This is a genomic window from Verrucomicrobiaceae bacterium, assembly GCA_016713035.1.
GTDB lineage: Bacteria > Verrucomicrobiota > Verrucomicrobiia > Verrucomicrobiales > Verrucomicrobiaceae > Prosthecobacter.
This window is the reverse complement of record JADJPW010000016.1, coordinates 129,329-147,718: the sequence shown is the minus strand read 5'-3', so window position 1 is coordinate 147,718 and position 18,390 is coordinate 129,329. Positions and strand designations below refer to the sequence as shown.

Annotated in this window: 13 protein-coding genes; 8 read left to right on the top strand and 5 right to left on the bottom strand. The window is 60.9% G+C overall.

The window, feature by feature from the left end:
* Positions 1-82 precede the first annotated feature (82 nt).
* Complete coding sequence (locus IPK32_26105) at positions 83-3,232, top strand: HEAT repeat domain-containing protein (GenBank protein MBK8095350.1); 3,150 nt, start codon at positions 83-85, stop codon at positions 3,230-3,232.
* A gap of 187 nt (positions 3,233-3,419) precedes the next feature.
* Here IPK32_26105 and IPK32_26100 read toward each other — a convergent pair whose 3' ends face one another.
* On the bottom strand, positions 3,420-4,046 hold the full coding sequence (locus IPK32_26100; GenBank protein ID MBK8095349.1) for an IS630 family transposase: 627 nt from the start codon (positions 4,044-4,046) through the stop codon (positions 3,420-3,422).
* Positions 4,047-4,109: 63 nt separating this feature from the next.
* Positions 4,110-4,451, bottom strand: a complete 342-nt coding sequence (locus tag IPK32_26095; protein MBK8095348.1) for a helix-turn-helix domain-containing protein — start codon at positions 4,449-4,451, stop codon at positions 4,110-4,112.
* 468 nt (positions 4,452-4,919) lie between these two features.
* Here IPK32_26095 and IPK32_26090 point away from each other — a divergent pair, with 468 nt between their 5' ends.
* From IPK32_26090 to IPK32_26080, 3 genes are all read left to right on the top strand, one after another.
* Positions 4,920-6,068 (top strand): transposase, encoded by a 1,149-nt coding sequence (locus IPK32_26090; GenBank protein MBK8095347.1) that lies wholly within the window; start codon positions 4,920-4,922, stop codon positions 6,066-6,068.
* A 251-nt stretch (positions 6,069-6,319) separates the two neighbouring features.
* The gene (locus IPK32_26085; GenBank protein MBK8095346.1) at positions 6,320-9,079 is read left to right on the top strand and encodes a hypothetical protein; all 2,760 of its coding nucleotides are present in this window, start codon (positions 6,320-6,322) and stop codon (positions 9,077-9,079) included.
* A gap of 105 nt (positions 9,080-9,184) precedes the next feature.
* A complete protein-coding gene (locus IPK32_26080) occupies positions 9,185-10,960 on the top strand; it encodes a hypothetical protein (protein MBK8095345.1) in 1,776 nt (591 codons plus the stop codon).
* Here IPK32_26080 and IPK32_26075 read toward each other — a convergent pair.
* From IPK32_26075 to thiD, 3 genes are read right to left on the bottom strand one after another with little or no spacing between them, the layout of a single operon-like run.
* Positions 10,957-11,178: a hypothetical protein gene (locus IPK32_26075; protein MBK8095344.1), complete on the bottom strand. Its 222-nt coding sequence runs from the start codon at positions 11,176-11,178 to the stop codon at positions 10,957-10,959. The two genes, IPK32_26080 and IPK32_26075, sit on opposite strands and share 4 nt — an antisense overlap.
* Positions 11,179-11,203: 25 nt before the next feature.
* Positions 11,204-12,307, bottom strand: coding sequence for a hypothetical protein (locus IPK32_26070; protein ID MBK8095343.1), 1,104 nt, complete (start codon positions 12,305-12,307; stop codon positions 11,204-11,206).
* A 31-nt stretch (positions 12,308-12,338) separates the two neighbouring features.
* A complete protein-coding gene (thiD, locus tag IPK32_26065) occupies positions 12,339-13,148 on the bottom strand; it encodes a bifunctional hydroxymethylpyrimidine kinase/phosphomethylpyrimidine kinase (GenBank protein ID MBK8095342.1) in 810 nt (269 codons plus the stop codon).
* Positions 13,149-13,213: 65 nt separating this feature from the next.
* On the opposite strand from thiD, the gene IPK32_26060 reads away from it, so the two are divergent.
* The 4 genes from IPK32_26060 to ileS all read left to right on the top strand — a co-directional run bounded on the left by IPK32_26060 (position 13,214) and on the right by ileS (position 18,088).
* Positions 13,214-13,594 (top strand): ApaG domain, encoded by a 381-nt coding sequence (locus IPK32_26060; GenBank protein MBK8095341.1) that lies wholly within the window; start codon positions 13,214-13,216, stop codon positions 13,592-13,594.
* 40 nt (positions 13,595-13,634) lie between these two features.
* Positions 13,635-14,507, top strand: coding sequence for an SMP-30/gluconolactonase/LRE family protein (locus tag IPK32_26055; GenBank protein ID MBK8095340.1), 873 nt, complete (start codon positions 13,635-13,637; stop codon positions 14,505-14,507).
* 41 nt (positions 14,508-14,548) lie between these two features.
* On the top strand, positions 14,549-15,268 hold the full coding sequence (locus tag IPK32_26050; protein ID MBK8095339.1) for a YdcF family protein: 720 nt from the start codon (positions 14,549-14,551) through the stop codon (positions 15,266-15,268).
* Positions 15,269-15,346: 78 nt separating this feature from the next.
* Positions 15,347-18,088 (top strand): isoleucine--tRNA ligase, encoded by a 2,742-nt coding sequence (gene ileS / locus IPK32_26045; protein MBK8095338.1) that lies wholly within the window; start codon positions 15,347-15,349, stop codon positions 18,086-18,088.
* The last annotated feature ends 302 nt before the right edge of the window (positions 18,089-18,390 follow it).

Sequence of the window (18,390 nt, the reverse complement as noted above, 5' to 3'; positions counted from 1 at the left end):
CGCAATCGTGCGTATTGGTCGCCGTTTAGAGTGCAATGACATGGAGCGCGGCTAAATGTGCCGTTTTTTGATCCCCCATTTCATGCAAAAAACCTCCCTCATCGTCCTCGCCGTGCTGCTGGCCCTGCCATGTGCCGCAGCGGAGAAAAAAGCTTCCGCCAAGCCCGCGCCAAAGTCCGCTCTTGAACTCCATAAATGGTCCGGCGATCTCAATGTGCCCGATCCCGTCGCTGTGACGACGGATGAAAATGGCCGCGTCTATGTCGCCGCCACCACGCGGCGGAAAGTGGCGGATCTCTACATCCGCGAGCATACGATGTGGATCGCCGATGATGTCTCGCTGACCAGCGTGGAGGAAAAAGAGGCATTCCTGAAGCGCGAACTCGCGCCCGGCAAACTGCGCCTGCCACGCGGCGGCCTCAAAGATCACAACAAAGATGGCTCCATCGACTGGAAAGACCTCACCGTGCATAGCGAGCGTATCTACCAGCTCCGCGACACCGATGACGATGGCACCGCCGACAAGATGACGACCTTCGCCGAGGGCTTCAACAGCGTCGTCACCGGCATCGCGGCGGGCATTTTGTATCACGACGGCTGGGTTTACGTCACCGTTGCGCCCGACCTCGTGCGCCTTCGCGATACGAATGACGACGGCGTCGCCGATGAGCGTGAAGTCGTCGCGCATGGTTTCGGCATGCACATCGCGTATGCCGGGCATGACATGCACGGTCCGCGCATTGGCCCGGATGGCCGCATCTACTGGAGCATCGGCGACAAAGGCGTGAACGTGACGAGCAAGGAAGGCGTGAAGTGGTTTTACCCGCACGAAGGCTGCGTCATGCGCTGCGAGCCAGACGGCAGCGGCTTTGAGGTCTTCGCTCACGGCCTGCGTAACATCCAGGAGATCGCCTTCGACGATTTCGGCAATCTTTTCGGCGTGGACAACGACGCCGACCTCCCCGGCGAAAAAGAACGCCTCGTGTACATCACCGAGCGCAGCGACTCCGGCTGGCGCTGTGGCCATCAGTATCAAAAAGAGAAGAGCCGCTGGATGCTCGAAGGCCTGTGGAAGCCTGCACATGCCACGCAGCCGCTTTTCATCACCCCGCCGCTGCAAAACTACTCGAACGGCCCCGCAGGCTTCGCGCACGAGCCCGGCACGGCGCTCGGCGCAGCACTCCGCGGCCATTTCATCCTCGATCAATTCCCCAGCGGCAAAATGACCGCCTTCCAGCTCGCTCCGGGCGGCGCTTCGTTCGTCATGACAAACGATCGCGTCATCCACAGCGGCATCATGGGCATCGGCCTGGCCTTCGCGAACAACGGCGGCCTCCTCGTCGCCGATTGGGTCGGCGGCTACCCGCTCGACGAACTCGGCCACATCTGGCTCGCCGACGATCCTTCTGCTCAAAACAGCCCCGAGCGCCAAGAAACAGCCAAACTGCTCGCCGCGGACCTCAATGCCTCCCACCTCTCTCATCGCGATCAACGCGTTCGTTTGCGTGCGCAGTTCCAAATCGTCAAAAAAGGCGACTTCGCTGCTTTGGAGGCCATCGCCGCTGACAAGAAAGTGGCTCAGCTCGCCCGCATCCACGCCATCTGGGGCCTCGGCCAAGGTCTCCGCGCCAAAAAGGTCGAAGCCAGCACGCTCACCAAACTCCTCACTGACGCCGATCCCGAAATCCTCACCCAAACCGCCAAAACCCTCGGCGACAGCACCACACGCGTTCCCGAGCTCATCTCACTTCTCACTTCGAACGTCTCACGAGTCCGCTTCCACGCCGCCATCGCTCTCGGCAAACTGCAAGATGCCGCCGCGACACCGAAACTGCTCCAACTCGCCGCGAAGGAGCAAAACGATCCCTTCATGCGCCACGCCATCGTCACCGGCCTCGCGGGCTGCGCCGATGCCAAGGTGCTCGTGAAGGACAAAAGCCTCTGCAACCTCCTCGCTCTTGCCCGGCAGCGTTCGCCGAAGGTCGCCGAGTTTCTCACCAAATTCCCCGACGAGGCCGAGCGAGCCATTCACGACGATGCAGGCATCCCCGAGGCTCTTCCCGCGCTCACCACGCGACTCACGCGTCGCGGGCTGAATGCCTGTTTGCGCCTCGGCATCGCCGAACCGCTCATCCAGGCCGCTTTGAAGCCCACCGCGCTGCAAAGCGAGGCACTCGACCTCCTGCTCGTCTTCACGAATCCGCCGCGTCTCGACCGCATCGACGGCCACGCGCATGAAAACGCTCCGCGCGATGCCAAAGCCTTCGCCGCGCTCGTCCAATCGCGTCTCGATTCGCTGCTCGACCTCACCGACGGCGCTTTGAAAGCCAAAGCCGTCGAATTGCTCATGCAGCTCCAGCTTCGCGTCGAGCCCGCCGTGCTCCAGGGCATCGTCGCCGATGCGAAAGCCCGCAGCAGCCTCCGCGCCGGTGCCTTGAAGATGCTCGCCAGCACCGGCGACTTCGGTCCCTCGCTCGATCTCGCCTTGGACAAAAAATCCCCCGCCGAACTCCGCCGCGAAGCCCTCAAGCAACTCTTCGCCCATCAGCCCGACCGCGCCATCGCCGCTGCCGCCACCGCGTTGAAGGAAGCCGACACCACCACGAAGCAGCTCGCCCTCTCTCTGCTCGCGTCATCCAAAGACGACACCGTCATCACCGAGTGGCTCGACCTCCTCGCGCAGAACAAAGCCCCCGCCACCATCCAGCTCGACATCCTCGAAGCCGCCGCCACACGCGAAAGCCTCAAACCCAAGCTCGCCGCCCTCCAAACCCAAAACACCGAACTCCTCGAAGGCGGTGATGTCACCCGAGGCCGCGACCTCGTCACCAATCACCTCGGCGCCAACTGCATCGCCTGCCACACCGTCGAAGCCAAAGAAGGCAGCCAGGTCGGCCCCAACTTGAAAACCATCGGCAGTCAAAAAGACCGCCCATACCTCCTCGAATCCCTCCTCAACCCACTCGCGCAAGTGGCACCCGGTTACGGTCTCATCACCCTCACCCTCAAAGATGGAAAAAGCCTCTCCGCCGTCCTCGACAAAGAAGATAACAAATCCATCCGCCTGAAACTCCCCGACGGAAAACTCCAAACCGTCCCCGTCGATCATATCGCCAACCGCACCCCGCCCATCAGCGTTATGCCACCCATGCTCGGTATCCTCACAAAAGCGGAAATCCGCGATGTCGTGGCCTACTTGGCGAGCTTGAAGTCCAAAACGAAGAAGAAGTGAGGCTCACTGGTCACTAACAATGAAGAACTTGTCCCAAAAAAGGCAAGTCGAAGCTTGGAAACGGTGTTTGCGCTTCATACACCTACAATGTCAAAAAGCGGGCTAATGGAGCCGATAAGTTTCACCTGCTCGACCCTGATCTGAATGGAGTGCCTTCGGAGGACTAGACCGACTCTCAAAAAGGATGTCATAAACGCGTCTTTGGGCGGCACTGGGACTGAAGGATGGATGGCTGGTCGAACAAAGAGCGTAGGGACTCGATGATACGGTCCTGAAGTTGCTCGGAAGTCTTGGCGATCCAGCCGTTGAACCAGTCGGCCTTCATGCGCAGCCACAAGCGTTCGATGGCGTTGAGATCGGGCGAGCGTGGTGGCAGATACTCGGGCTCAAAGTGGTGCCAGTTAAGACTCTTGGTCTTGTGCCATGAGGCGTTGTCGAGCACCAGGATGGCGCGGCGTCCTGCCACGTGCGGATTCTCCTCAGCTAGAGTGTCAGGGAACACCTGAAAAGTGACGCTGTCGCACAGGTTGAAGAGCAGTGCGCCGAGCCTTCCATCTTTGGGCCGCACTGCGCCAAACACATTGTAGCGGATGTGCTCGCCGAGATAAGGTGAGTGGCGCACCTTGCCGATCTTGGTCCAGGTGCGGCGCGGGCGCGGATCGCCTTCAAAGCCGCTTTCGTCGCTGAACCACAGGTCGACGCTCGGATCGGCCACCCAGCGCTGGAGCTTTTGGCAGAAGGCTTGGCGCTTGTCCTCATCCTGGTTGAGCGGCCAGGGCGCGGAACTTGAGGCGGTAATCGTGCTCGTGGAGATAGCGCACGGTGGTGCTGTAGCCGAGCTGCGTTTGCAGGTTCTGCTTGATCCAGCCGTGCAACTTCACCGCAGTCCAGTGGCTCTGTCCAGCCAGCGACGGATCTTCGATGAGAGGCAGAATTTTTCGTTCACTTGTTCCTTGGGCAGGATTCGGCGACGGCCGCTGCTACGCCCAGGAATGAGACCATCAAGGCCGGCGAGATTGAAGGCTTGGATAAAGCGCAAAACCTGCCGCAGGCTGAAGCCTGAGAGGTCAGCGACTTGCTCGCGGCTCTTGCCTTCATAAAGCCAGCGCAGCGCTGCAAGCCGACGAAAGCCCTTCTTCGTGGGTGAGCAATCCATCGCCACGCCGACCTCTTCCAAGGTCGCGTTTTCGAGATTGAGTGTGATGCACGGGCGGGCCACCGCCGCCTATTAATTACCGCAATTCTAAAAAGTACAGCCTCAATATGACATTCTTTTTGAGAACCGGTCTAGTTTCAATGCCGCTAAGCAAAAAAAGCGAAGAGGGGCGAAAAGAGTGCTGTACAACTGAGTAGCTGAGTCAACTAGCGGTAGATGGTAAAGCCATCCAGCCCACCGCGATACGAACATCATCTCTCTGCACGCATCCGCAAAAACTCGGCGTCGAGCAGTTGCCCGAGGAACTGCGGGCAGAGCCAACGCACCAAGGGCCGCGACGCAAACTTCTCGGTTGGCAACTCATCGCCGGCATGGTCGCCCAAAGTCTGCACGCTTGCGGCAGCCTACAGCAGATCATCGGTCGTTATTTTGCTGTGCGCATCAGCTCCGCGGCGCTAAGCCAGCGTCGTTTGAAGATATCCACCCAAGCTTTCGATGCCTGCATGCGCCACTCCCTGGTGCCGCTAGCCTGTGAGCAGCGGCATCCAGCGTGTTTTTTTCGCCGGGCTGCGCTTGGTCGGCATCGACGGTGGGCAGTGGAACCTGCTTAACACCGTGCAGATCAACGCCCAAGTGCCCAAAAGCCGCAGTCGTCGTGCGCAGGCAGCCTTTGCCAAGCTCTCCATGAGCACGCTGGTCGAGCCCGGCACCCATGCACCGCTGGCCGTATCGATGTCACTGGGTGCGCTCAATGAGAAATCGCTGGCCGATCCGTTGCTCGCCGCGCTACCAGCTCGCAGCCTGCTCATCGCCGACCGCTATTACGGGCAGGCTCCGATGCTCAAAGAACTGCAAAAACATTCGCAGCGCACGCAGAGTCACTTTTTGGTCCGCGTGCGGCAAAAGCTCTCCGTGCGAGTGCAAAGCGTGCATGCCGATGGCAGTGCGGAGGTGGTGGTGGTGAGTCTGCGCGAGCGTGAGAGCCCATGCGCAGACTCGTCAACAACAGCTCCGTCCAAAGCTGACGAGAAGCAGACACCCGAGGCGAACAAAGCGCGGGGCCGCCCGCGCAAACATCCGCCGATGCGCCAGAGCGAGTTGCCAGTGCGCGAGATCGTGGGGCGAGTGCGCAACGCCGCTGGAGAGTGGGTGAAGGTGCGGCTGTGGACGAGCCTGAGCGTGCAGCAGGGTAGTGCGCGTGAGTTGTTGGCGTTGTATGCGAAGCGCTGGGAACAGGAAATCTTTTACAAAGAGCTCAAGCTCGTGCTTCACGGAGGGCATTTGCTCAGCGCACAACGCACCGAGACAGCACAGCAAGAACTTGCCGCGCTCCTCATCGCCAGCTCACTGGTGGCTGAGGAGCGACTAGCCTGCGCACAGAGCAGTGAGGATGAAGAAGTCCGGCAGGCAGGAGTGCTGCGCATCAGCATGAGCCACTGTTTGGAGCACACCGTAGCGCTGCTACTGGTGCTGGAGGCAGCGCAGGGCCTCATGGACGAGGCGGCACAAGGAGTGCTGGTGCGCCGAGTGCGAGAGCAAATCGCCCAAGCCGCGTTACCAGCGCGACGAAGACGTAGTTGCCAGCGCAAGGTGCGACAGCCCGTGAGCAAATGGCCACGCCTGCTCTCGGCATCTTCTCTCCAAGCCAGCGACGATCTCATCATCGACCCTTTTGCTTAGCGGCATTGGGTCTAGTTTATAAAGATATTCTGATAACCAACTCATGGTGAATATAAAGGTCATGACTTGTGGAAAAGAGAGTTTTCTATTGATATTATAATCTGAGTCGCTAAAATGGGGATGTTCGCATAATTGAAAAAGCGGATTCAACAGCCATGCATCTCCCCATCACCTTTTTGCGGTCGCAGGACCATGTGCGGACAGCTATTCGCTGCTTGGCATGCTTGGCCGTGCTCATTTCGCAGTGGGGAATGAGTTCCACGGCACTGGCGGAGAATGGTGTCACGGCGAAATCCCTCTTCGTCGATCTATCGCAGACACCGGATGCTCGGAATTTGCACGCTTTTGAGCTCTGTGTGCTCGCTAGCACCGCTGAGGTGGATTTAGAGCCTGGACACTCTCTGGGGAATCGCTTTTACGCGATGCTGAATGTGGCGCAGATTTCGAAAAAGACGTATCAGGCCGCCACGGCTGAAAAACTCGGTTTGCGAGTAAAATCAGCCGGCGAAGAGCAGTCCATCGTGAGTGATCCATCGGATGACAATTGGCTCAAATGGGCTCTCACGGCAGAGGCTGATCCAGCCGCGAAAAAAGGCTTCGATGGCTTCATTTTGACTCTGGGGCCGACTTTTGAGGTGAATGATGAATGGCGTGTGGCTGTGCTGGAGCTGGCGCAGATTCTCAAAAAGCGTTACCAAGACAAAGAAGTGCTGCTGGACAGCGCACTCGGCATCGGAGCCGAGGCTGCGGGTGTGGTGGATGGCCTCCTGGCACTGGGGGTGCATACGAGCCGCACCGTGGTAGATGGCGTGGCGCGTGCGCAGGATGCGCAGGAGAGACTGCCAGCCATGCTGCATCGTGCAGCCCAGCGGGGTATGCGTGTGCTGGCAGTGGATTTTGGCCAAGAAACGGAGCGTGAGCAAAACCAGGAAAAGGCCGCTGCACTGCGGCAACTGGGGGCGCTGCCCTTTGTGACCACGCGTGAGCTGCGAGGTGCCAATCTCGGCCCGCAGGAGGAAATCGTGCGCCGCGTCCTGGTGCTACACGGCTGGGATGCCGCACAAAACGGCAGTCCGGCACCCGCTGCCGCCAGCACGGTGACGGCACGTTGTCTGCATGCACCGCTGGAGTGGCTGGGCTGTGAGGTGGAGTACCTCACTTTTGAAAAGCAGACCATCCTACCCACGGATCATCTCCTGCGGGGTGTGGTGCTGGACCCATCGCTGATCCTCGATGCTGAGCAGCAGGCGGCACTGGTGCGCTGGCTGCTAGTCCAGCGTGAGCGCCGCGTGCCGCTCCTGCTCGCGGGCATGCCCTGGCGGCACCCCATGGCCGCAGAGGCGAATATTCTCTCCGTCCTAGGTCTCGGTGGTAGCTGTGCGCTTGCTCCCCGCTTGGAAAGGACTCGCGTCGCTCATGTCACGACCTCTGCCATGCGCAGTGGTGCTCTGGTGTCAGCCCGTGCTTTGAGCTTCATGGATGTACAGGCATCTGAGGGAGCTCGCCTGATTTTATCCACATCTGGCACCGATGCTCTGGGCAGTGAGCACCGCTTTGATCAGGTGTTTCATGCAGACTGGGGCAGTGTCTGGCTAGAGCCTGCGGCTCTGACGGCCGGGCCACTGACGGATCTCTATTCATTTGCCGCGACTTGGTTGGGGAATGCGCCGCCAGCTCCCGTGCCGGATACGACGACGCTGGAAGGCCGACAGATTTTTTTCTCTGTCATCAGTAGTGAGGGATTTGCACAACCAAGCACTCAGGTGGGCTACAAGCGCTGTGCAGAAATCATGCGGCAGCAGGTCCTCAGTCACTTTCATCTTCCATTCACTATCGCGATCTGTGAAGCCGATCTGCGTGGCATCAATGCGAATCTCAGCCGTGAAGACGCCGCCATGCATGAGCAGAGTGCTCGCTCCATCTTTGAGCTACCGAACGTCTCCGCAGCATCGAACAGCTCCACTCGACCAGTGAATTGGACACTGGAGGCGGCAAATCATGGCGGAGCATCATCGAGCACCGGATCGCTCTCCCTCCAGGACATCCAGCGTGAGGTCGCAGGCTCCATGTCCTACATCCATCAGCAGTTATTGCCTGCTGGGAAGGGCATCTCGCTCATGGTATGGCCTCGCGGAGCCACGCCTAGCGCAGAGGCACTCGCCTTCTGCCAGCAGATCGGTGTCCCCAGCCTCACGCCTGGCCCACATCTCAGTCCATCCACCGTCCTCAGCCCGGATGCTCGCCCTCGCTCAGCGACTGGCATCGCCTTCGGGGATACGACAGAGGTATTTGCCTCCACGATGTCTGGTGATGAGGACGTCTCCAATGCAGCCGCGCAGATGCATCAGATGCAGAGTCTCGTCGCATCCTCGCAGACACGCCGCGTGGCCGCTGCTGGTCTCCATCTTAATTTTCATGCCGTGCAGGATGAGCGCCGCCTCGCCGCCACTCAGCGTCTCTTCGATTGGTGCACCACACAGCCTTTCATCGCCCTCACCGCCGCAGAGCATGTCGCCAGCGTGCGAGATGCACTCAGCACACGCATCATCCGCGTCGCGGCAGATCACTGGATCGTGCTCAATGATGGTCTCGTCCGCACGCTCCGTCTCCCGATCGAGGCTGGGCTGCCAGACATGTCACGCTGCCGCGGGATTCATGGCTACAAGACTCATGCTGGCCAGCTTTACATCCACACCACCGGTGCGGCTCGCAGCGAGATCGTCCTCACGAAAAAACAGAGCACTCCATGGGTCCACCTCGTAGAGAGCAGTGCCAGCGTCGAGTTCCTGGAGCTCTCCGCACGGCGCGGCACCTTCCAGGTACGAGACTGGCGGCCTGTGCAGATCGTGCTGGGCGGATTCCAGCCTGGTGGCCAATGCGCCTACCGTGAAAATGGCCGTCCTCACACCACTTTCGCGGACCAATCCGGCATTGTGCGATTTGAAGTCGCCCGCCAGGCCGTCGTGTCCTTTCAATCGCTCGCTCCAGCCAATAACACCGCAGCCAATTAGCCCACGCATCTCCCTGCCTTACCTGTAACAAAACAAAGGAGAAACTTACAACAGCCAGTTCGAAATCCAGCCCCTGCATGGTTTCGTAGCCCACCTCCTCACTGAATGCCTCCTCCCACCATCCGCCAGCACGCTAGGCTGCTCATCTTGCTCTACATCGCGCTCGTCGCGACGTGGAGCTGGAGGCTGACACGGCCTGTCCCGCAGGGCAAGAGCGAGGACCCAGCGCTGACTGCCGCCCTCACTCAGACACGCGAGTCCATTACTCAGCGACTCGCCGGTCTATCACAGCGTCGGCTCATGCCGGCACTTTTTCAGCTCATCAAGTTACCAGACGCCGAGACGCTCGATCTCGCCCTCTGGATGAAGGAGTCCACCCATGTGCGTCTGCGCCTGCTCACCGTCCAGAGCGGCCCACTACAAACGCCGAGCCCGCTCAATGACGCGCTCCTCCTCGCCGAGCTGCGCCAGCCAGATGCACCCAGCCTCGATGAAGCTCGCCTCATGATCGCCGCCTCCGGCAATCGCCTCGATCCGCAGGTCCAAAACGAAGCACTGCTCGCACTCGCACAGCGGGCGCTGGAAGGCCGCCAGTCCGCACTCGCCGTCGAAATTCTGCTCCGTGCCTGCGAATCCGACTCCGCCACATGGGAGACCGTGACCGCACTCGCCAATGCAGCCCACGCTGCCCGCCGTCCATCGGCAGCACTGAGTGTCATCAATCGCTGGTTGGAAAAAAACAGCTTCAGAGATGCCGACCAACGTGAAAAGGCACTCGAAATCCAGACCGACATGCTGCTCGAATCAGGAAAGCTCACCGAGGCGGCGAAACTCACTCTCGAACCGCTGAAAAAGCTCTCTCCAGAGGCCGCTGTGCCCCCTGCCGCCCTCAGCCGTGCTCTGCGTGCCGCAGCCACACTCAGTGATCGGGACACCGCCGCACTGCTCCCCTACATCCAGCGCCATCTCGCTACCCAGCCAGAGCACAGCCTCACCCTTGGCCAACTCAGCGCTCTACCCGCCACCGCCACTGCCGCCAGTTATCGCCAGTGGCTTTGGCATGCCGCCAGCATCACCGATGCCGCTGGCCAGGCGGATGAAGCCACCGCCCTTTTTCATCGCGTCGTCGCCCTCGGGGATCTGCGCCCGCTCGCTCGTCTCTACGCCCTCGCACATCAGACGGGCAGCACCGGAGAAATCGACCAGATCCTCACCGCGCTCCAGAATCGCCCAGAATCCCCCATGTCCGCATCAGAGATCGCGCAGGCACTCATCCAGCAGGGGGCCGCAGAGGCTGCGCAGGACGTCTTGATCACGCACCTCGACCAGCAGCCCAAAGACATCGACGCAGACCGCGCTCTCATCACACTCACCGCTGCGAATGAGCCTGCCTCCATCGCCGCCACCTTGTGGGAGGCCTTTTTGCACCGCCACCCAGCAGATGCCGCCGCTCTCCGCCAGCTCGCAGCTGCGCAAATCGCTACCGGCAGCCATCCACACGCCGTGCGCACGCTCCAGCGCATCCCCACACAGGATTTGACCGATGCAGACCTCCGTCACCTCGCCTCCCTCGGTGAATACCTTGATGACATCGACCTCACCCATCAGGCACGCCAGCTCATCGTCAGTCGTCAGCCGCAGCCATCAGCTACGGACCTGCTCGCTCTCGCTACCGTGACTCAGCAGCACAGCCAGCCGGCTCAGGCACGCATGATCCTCGCAGAAGCCGCTGCACGCAGTGCCGAAAGCGCTCCCGTGCTGGCCAACTGGGTCGGTAATACCCTCCGCAATGCCCAAGCAGGCACCTTCAGCACCGCCGCCGAGCAGGTGCGCCCCGCCATCGAGGTGCAGCCAGAAGCAGTCGCAGCTCCTGGAAACTAGACCGCGTTTTTCGCTGGAGTGAGCAGCTCCGCACGCGAGAAATCTGCCACATCCAGTCGCACCGCCATCGACTGGCCTTCTTGGATCAAAAACGGCTCCTTCTTCGCATCGATGAATGCATAGACTTGCTTGCCGTTCGGCAGCGTGGCGTGCGCAGTGCGTGGAGACAGCACTTGGGTGATCACGACTTGGGTTTCGAGCTTGTCGGGGATGTCCATGCGATGTTTTTTTGAGGGAGAGAGCTCATTCGTTGACCGGAATGGCACGGCGCACGCCCGGTGCCGTGCTGCGCTTCGGTTTCCAGTCCAGTTTCACGCCCTGGAGATGCTGCCGCGTTAGCAGGAGGTCCACCGCACGCTGGAGCACGCGATCTTGGGCACGCGGCGCATCCTGCGGCAGTGTTTCGCCTTTTCCACGGCGGATCAGGTCATCGAGCTCGGGGTTTGTGCCAGCGACGAGGGCCGCTTCATTGAATCGCGGCCTGGGCAGGTCACGGATCGCCTCCAGCGGTGCCGTGGGCTGACTCGGGAGGAAGAGCAGGCGCTTCATCTCCGGGGCCAGTGTCACCGGTAGGTCTGGCTGCACGCCTTTTTGGAAAAGCGGGCGATCATCCGCCAGCAGCACCTCTGCACGGGCAAAACGCAGCGCCCACTCCGCATCCACCGGCACCGTTTCATAGCGCACCGCCGCACCGCGAGTCGCCGCACCTAGCACCAGCGCCTGTCCGCGCTGCCGCAGTGCCCCAGCGACGGCTTCACCGACATTGCTCGTTTCGTGATCCACCAGCACCAGCAGCGTTCGCGGCCACAATGGCTCGCGTTCATTGCGCAGCACTTCCGTGCCGGTTCCGGCCATTTGGCGTGTTTTGAAGAGGATTTCGCCACGCGGCACAAACAGGCTCAAAAAGGCCGCTGCGGCATCAAAATCACCCGGAGCCGCCGGAACGCGTAAATCCAGAATCAGGTGCTCGATGCCCTGGGAGCCGAACGCGGCCAGTTTTTGCTCCACCGCCGCTGTTTCCTTCAAATCGAGCGTTCCTGGCCGCAGAAGGGCGATTTTTTGCAGCAGCACCGTCGCCACCAGCCCCGCATTGGCCGCAGGCAGAGCATCCTTATCGCGCCGCACCAGCTCCGCACCGAATTGCAGCCGCGTGAGCAGCCCTTGCAGCGCTGCGCGGTTGAGCTCATCAAAGGTGAGATCATCGCGGCGGATGTACTCCTTTTGCAGCACGCGGAAAGCGGTCTGGATGCCATTTTGAGTGATCTCCGCGCCAGTGGCCGGCAGGAGCAGGCACGCAGCCATCGCACTGAGTGCGGTGGCGGGCAGCGAGCGGAGGGGGAGATTCATGGCGATGGGCGTGATGGTGGCGTTCTGGCGCTCATTTGCCATCAGGAAAATGATTCAGCGCATGCAGCTCACTGCTCCACGCGAAATGCGCTGCGATAGCCCGGCTCACGTATTTCTTGGCCGCTGCCACCGCATCCACCAGGGCCAATCCGCATCCCAGACCGGCTGCGATAGCCGCTGAATACGTGCAGCCTGTGCCATGTGTATGCACACCTGGTGTGCGAGCTGTCTCATGCCAGGAGAGCCCATCCGCACACACCAGCACATCTGCCGCTGCATCGCTGTGGAGATGCCCACCCTTCACCAGCACCGCCGTTTGATACTTCGCGGCCAAATCCGCCGCGCAGGCCGCCATCTCGGCCCGTGTCGTCACGGCACGGCCCCAGAGCACCTCCGCCTCATCCATGTTTGGCGTGATCAGTGCTGCCAGCGGCAGCAGGCACTCACTCAGTGTGCGCACGGCATCATCTTCCAGCAATTTCCCGCCACTCGTCGCCACCATGACCGGATCGACCACCAGCGGAATGCCGCGAGGCAGTGCCACATCACGCCAGATCGCCGCCACAGCCTGCACCTGCTCTGCGCCGCCGAGCATGCCCGTTTTGGCCGCACGTATCGGAAATCCCGCCATCAGCACCCGCACCTGATCGGTGATGAAGGCCGCATCCAGCAGCCGAATCTGCGAGACCACCCCCGGCGTCTCCGACACCACACTGGTCAATGCCGTGAGCGCATAGCCACCGTTCGCTGTGATCGCTTTCAGATCCGCCTGGATACCCGCACCTGCGGAGCAGTCCGATCCTGCGATGGTCAAAATGGTGGGCTGAGAGTTCTTCATCATGCATCCGTTATAAAAAGCCGTGCGCTGCTTTGCAAACGCTGCATTCACCGCCTAAAATCACGCACATGGACTTCGAACCCCTCAATGGTCTGACCGTCACTGTGGACAATGTCATTTACGATCCCACGCGGCATGCGCCGCCGGATAGGCCGCACCCCTTTGTGTATCACATCTCCATTCACAATGGCTCGGCGGAGACCGTGAACATCTTTGGCCGCAAATGGATCGTGCGTGAGTCCGATGGCACCACCATGGTCGTGGAGGGAGATGGCGTCGTGGGCCAGTTCCCACGCCTCTCTCCTGGTGAAACCTTCAGTTACAACTCCTACCATGTCATCAAGGCAGAGAGCACCGCGACTGGCTCCTTCTTTGGCACCACTGGGCAGGGCCGCCGCGTCTTCACCCGCATCCCCGCCTTTGACATGCACCCACCCATGCTCGCCTAACCCTTTTGACCTCTCACTTCTCACTTCTCACTTCTCACTCATGCGCCCTTTCCTACTCTCCCTTTTCCTCAGTTGTTCCCTCTCCGCCCAGGACACCTCCCTGCATGAGTTTGTCATCGACGACCAGCCTTGGCGTGAGGCCGCAGGCGGCTACGACTTCACGGATGGCCTCTGCACCGATACAGCGGGCAATGTCTTCTTCACCGATGTGAAGTCCGGCAAAGGCATCTACAAAATCGACGTCACCACCGGCAAGGCCGATCTCTTCCTCGATAATCTCCCCGGCATCAGCGGGCTGCAAATCGGCCCCGATGGCCGCTTCTATGCCTGCCAGAACAAGGCGCAACGCATCGTCGCCATCACCATGCAGGGCCAGGTGGAGGAACTCCTCGCCAATGTGAAGTGCAACGACCTCGTCGTCAGCAAAGCGGGCCATCTCTACTTCACCGAGACGCCGACCAAGCGCATCCACCTCATCACCGCCGCGAAAAAACACCTCATCGCCGATGAAGGCCACGTCACCCGCCCCAATGGCATCACCCTCTCCTCCGATGAGCAGGCCCTCTACGTCAGTGACCACGGCGGCAAGCATGTCTGGGCCTGGAAGATCGCCGCAGACGGCACTTTATCCGCCGCAGCACCCTACATGACCATGTGGCTGCCTACCGGCAAAGAGGAAGCCTTTGGCGACGGTGCCACCACCGAGTCGAAAGGCCGCATCTTTGTCACCACCGAGCTCGGGGTGCAGATTTTCGATCCCGCAGGCCGCCTCTCCGGCATCCTCGCCAAACCGGAGCCGCAGCGGAAAGTCGTCAGCGTCGAGTTCGGCGGTAAAGATCACGACATTCTCTATGTCGCGGCTGGGGACAAGATTTTCGCCCGTAAGCTCAAAGTCGCAGGCTATTTCCGGTGAGAGCACTTCTCGAGTTCCTGGAGCCTCACAGTCTCCTCTGGATGAGTTTTTTGCCAGTGGCCATCACGGCGGTGCGTAGGCGCATGCGCTCACTGGCGGTGTTTGCAGGCGTGATGTGGCTTTTGGGTGCTTTGTTGCTCTGTACACCCTTGCCAGACGTGCTCTACGCCAGCTTGGAAATGCGCTGGAAGCGTGCCGAGCTGGCGGATGTGCCTCAGCTCGATGCCGTCATCTGCCTCGGTGGTGGCGCAGAGGGCTCGCAGGCTGAGTTTTCGCAAATTCGGCTCAAAAACGGCAACGCACGGCTTCTCAGCTCCATCGAGCTGCTACGAGCGGGCAAGGCCAAAGCGCTCGTCATCGGCGGAGGCCAATCGCGGCTCCAAAGTGGCCCCATGTCCGAATCCGCCGCCGCGAAGGCATGGATCGAGCGCTGGAATCTCGTCCCCGCTCCCGTGCATGCCTTGCCGATCTGCGCAGACACGCATGATGAGGCTCTGAATAGCGCGGTGCTCATTCAGCAGCAAAAGTGGCAACACATCGGCCTCGTCACCTCCGCCTCCCACATGCACCGTGCCTCTGCTACCTTTGAAAAAGCAGGCCTCCGTGTCCTCCCTCTGCCCTGCGACTACCAGAGCCAGATCATGCGCGGCATTCGTGAGCCCCTGCTGCACGTCCCAGACATCCAGGGCCTCCTTTTCATGAAAAGCTGGCTCCATGAGCAGCTCGGTAGGCTCGTCTATCGCTGGCGTGGCTGGATGTGATGCGGAAGCGAAAGCCCGCAAACTTTAGACTTTGAAGTTCACACTTTAAACCTACCCTCCGCGCTCCTTTTCCCACTCATGAGCGCCGATCCTGCCCCCAAGAAAAACTACAAAGACACCGTCCGCACCCCGAAGACCGACTTTCCCATGAAAGCCGATCTCGTGGCCCGCGAGCCGCAGCGCCTCGCGAAGTGGGAGGCGGGTGGGCTTTACCAGCGCATCATGAAGCAGTCGGCAGGCCGGCCGAAATTCATCCTGCATGACGGCCCGCCCTTCGCCAATGGCGATGTCCACATGGGCACGGCGCTGAACAAGGTGCTGAAGGACCTCATCGTGAAATCGAAGACCATGGCGGGCTTTCACACGCCCTACATCCCCGGCTGGGACTGCCACGGGCTGCCCATCGAGTTCAAAGTGGTCAAAGAAGCCAAAGACCTCGCCCCGGCGGAGGTGCGCACGCGTTCGGAGGCCTACGCTCGCAAGTTCATCGACATCCAGCGCCAGTCCTTCAAGCGCCTCGGCGTCTTCGGCGACTGGGAGAATCCGTATCTCACGCTCGCACCGACCTATGAGGCCGACATCATGCGCACCTTTGCCAAGTTCCTGGAGAAAGGCCTCGTCTATCGGGCGAAGCGCCCCGTTTTGTGGAGCTTCGGTGCCCAGACCGCCCTCGCCGAGGCGGAGGTGGAGTACAAAGAGAAAACCTCGCCTGCCATCTATGTGAAGTTTGCACTCAAGGACGGCTCCAACCTCGTCATCTGGACCACCACGCCCTGGACGCTGCCCGCGAACCTCGGCATCGCCCTGCATCCCGATTTCAACTACACCAGCGGCACCTTCATTCACGCCGATGGCCGCAGTGAAAAGCTCATCCTCGCCGATTCACGCATTGAGGCCTTCCAAAACGAGACCGGCTTCAAGCTCGATGCCACCCAGCCCACCTCGAAGCTCAAAGGCAAGGACTTGAACGGCAGCGAAGCGCAGCATCCCTTCCTCCCGCGCACCTCAAAGATCATCAATGCCCTCTTCGTCACCGACGACACCGGCACCGGTGCCGTCCACATGGCTCCCGGCCACGGCACGGACGACTACATCGCCGGCAAACAAAACGGCCTCGACATCCTCTCGCCCGTCGATGACGCCGGCTGCTACACCGCCGAGTGCGGACTGCCCGATTTCGTCGGCAGGCACGTCTTCAAAAGCAACGAAGGCATCATCGAGATCCTCCAGGCCAAAGGCGCCCTGCTCGGCAACACGCCCTACGTTCACCAGTATCCGCACTGCTGGCGTTCCAAGACGCCCATCATCTTCCGCGCCGTCGAGCAGTTCTTCATCCGCATCAGCGACTTCCGTGCGGATGCCTTGAAGGCCATCGACACCGTGAACTGGCTGCCCGCCTGGGGCCGCAATCGCATCCACGGCACCGTCGAAAGCCGCCCAGACTGGTGCATCAGCCGCCAGCGCACCTGGGGCGTGCCGCTTCCCATCTTCTACGATGCCAGCGGCCAGGCCATCATGGACGCCACCATCTCGCACAAGGTGGCCGATGCCGTCGAGAAGCATGGCACGAACCTCTGGTTTGAAAAAGACGACGCCTTCTGGAGCGATCTCGTTGGCCTGCCCGAGGGCAGCAAGCGCTGCAAAGACACGCTCGATGTGTGGATCGACTCCGGTTCGTCCTCCGTCGCCGTTTTGGACCGCCATCCCGAGCTGCACTGCCCCGCCGATCTCTACATCGAGGCCACCGACCAGCATCGCGGCTGGTTCCAGAGCAGCCTCATGGTCAGCGTCGCCGTGCGCGGCACCGCGCCGTATAAGACCGTCATCACCAATGGCTTCGTCGTCGATACCAGCGGCAAAAAGATCAGCAAAAGCGACCAGGGCAGCGACAAAGCCGCCAAGCCCATGACCGCCGACCACTACTACAACAAATACGGCGGCGACATGGTCCGCCTCTGGGCCGCCAGCGTCGATTACCAAAACGACGTCCCCTTCAGCGAAGAACTCTTCCAACAAACCGGCGAGTCCTACCGCCGCATCCGCAACACCTTCCGCGTCCTCCTCGGAAACCTCCACGACGCTCCCCAAGATACGTCCAATAAGACCTATACTCTGATCGACCGCTGGATCTTGGAGCGCCTCCACGTCATCACCACCGAGTGCCTCGCCGGTTACGCCGCCTACGACTTCCGCAAGGTTGTCAGCACCATCACGCAGTTCGTCTCTGGCGATCTCTCCGCCCTCTACATCGACATCACCAAGGACCGCCTCTACTGCGACGCCGCCGACAGCCCCCGCCGCCGCGCCACCCAGGCCGCCATCCGTGAAGTCACCGAGACGTTGGTCAAGCTGCTCGCTCCCATCCTCGCCTACACCGCCGACGAGACCTGGGAATTCCTCGGCCACACCGACAGCGTCCATTTGCAACCGTTCCCTGTTTGTAGTCCCGGCTTTAGCCGGTCTGGTGAGGCCGACTCCGCCACCGCCGCCGTCGAAGACCTCCTCAAAGCCCGCGCTGTCATCCAGCAGGCCATCGAGGCCGCCCGCCAGGCCAAGCAGATCGGCTCCAACCTCGAAGCCACCGTCAAGCTCACCCTCCCCGAGGTCGGCTTCGCCCACACCATCTTCGCCGATGTGCCCGCGCTGCAAGAGTTCTTCATCCTCAGCGACCTCCACCTCACCCGCGGCCCCGCCCTCGCCGCAACCGTCGAAGTCTGCACCAACCCCAAATGCGAACGCTGCTGGCGCCTCCTCCCCGACGTCGGCACCCACTCCGCGCATCCGACGCTCTGCGGACGGTGCGTGGAGGCTGTCTCTTAGAGCCTATCCGGCAAATAGTTGTAGCCAGTAAAAGCTGAAAGTGGAAGTTGGGCGATGCCAGCCAAGCCCTATCAACCAGCCGGTTACGATTCTGATCTCAGCGATGCGGAATGGGAACTCATCAAGCCTATCATCTACCCGGCTGGCGCGAAGCGTTGTCGAGGGCAGGCTGCGAGCTCCCGACTCCGCCCGAATCTGTCTGGACACCATCCGCTATGTGCTCAAAACGGGCTCTCAGTGGTCGATGATCCCCAAGAACCTCGCGCCCCGCAGCACCGCTCACGACGCCTTGAGTAAATGGA

Coding starts and splice junctions, on each gene's coding strand:
- IPK32_26105 (MBK8095350.1), top strand. CDS start 83: ATGCAAAAAACCTCCCTCATCGTCCTCGCCGTGCTGCTGGCCCTGCCA.
- IPK32_26085 (MBK8095346.1), top strand. CDS start 6,320: ATGAGTTCCACGGCACTGGCGGAGAATGGTGTCACGGCGAAATCCCTC.
- IPK32_26080 (MBK8095345.1), top strand. CDS start 9,185: ATGCCTCCTCCCACCATCCGCCAGCACGCTAGGCTGCTCATCTTGCTC.
- IPK32_26075 (MBK8095344.1), bottom strand. CDS start 11,178: ATGGACATCCCCGACAAGCTCGAAACCCAAGTCGTGATCACCCAAGTG.
- IPK32_26070 (MBK8095343.1), bottom strand. CDS start 12,307: ATGAATCTCCCCCTCCGCTCGCTGCCCGCCACCGCACTCAGTGCGATG.
- thiD (MBK8095342.1), bottom strand. CDS start 13,148: ATGATGAAGAACTCTCAGCCCACCATTTTGACCATCGCAGGATCGGAC.
- IPK32_26060 (MBK8095341.1), top strand. CDS start 13,214: ATGGACTTCGAACCCCTCAATGGTCTGACCGTCACTGTGGACAATGTC.
- IPK32_26055 (MBK8095340.1), top strand. CDS start 13,635: ATGCGCCCTTTCCTACTCTCCCTTTTCCTCAGTTGTTCCCTCTCCGCC.
- IPK32_26050 (MBK8095339.1), top strand. CDS start 14,549: ATGAGTTTTTTGCCAGTGGCCATCACGGCGGTGCGTAGGCGCATGCGC.
- ileS (MBK8095338.1), top strand. CDS start 15,347: ATGAGCGCCGATCCTGCCCCCAAGAAAAACTACAAAGACACCGTCCGC.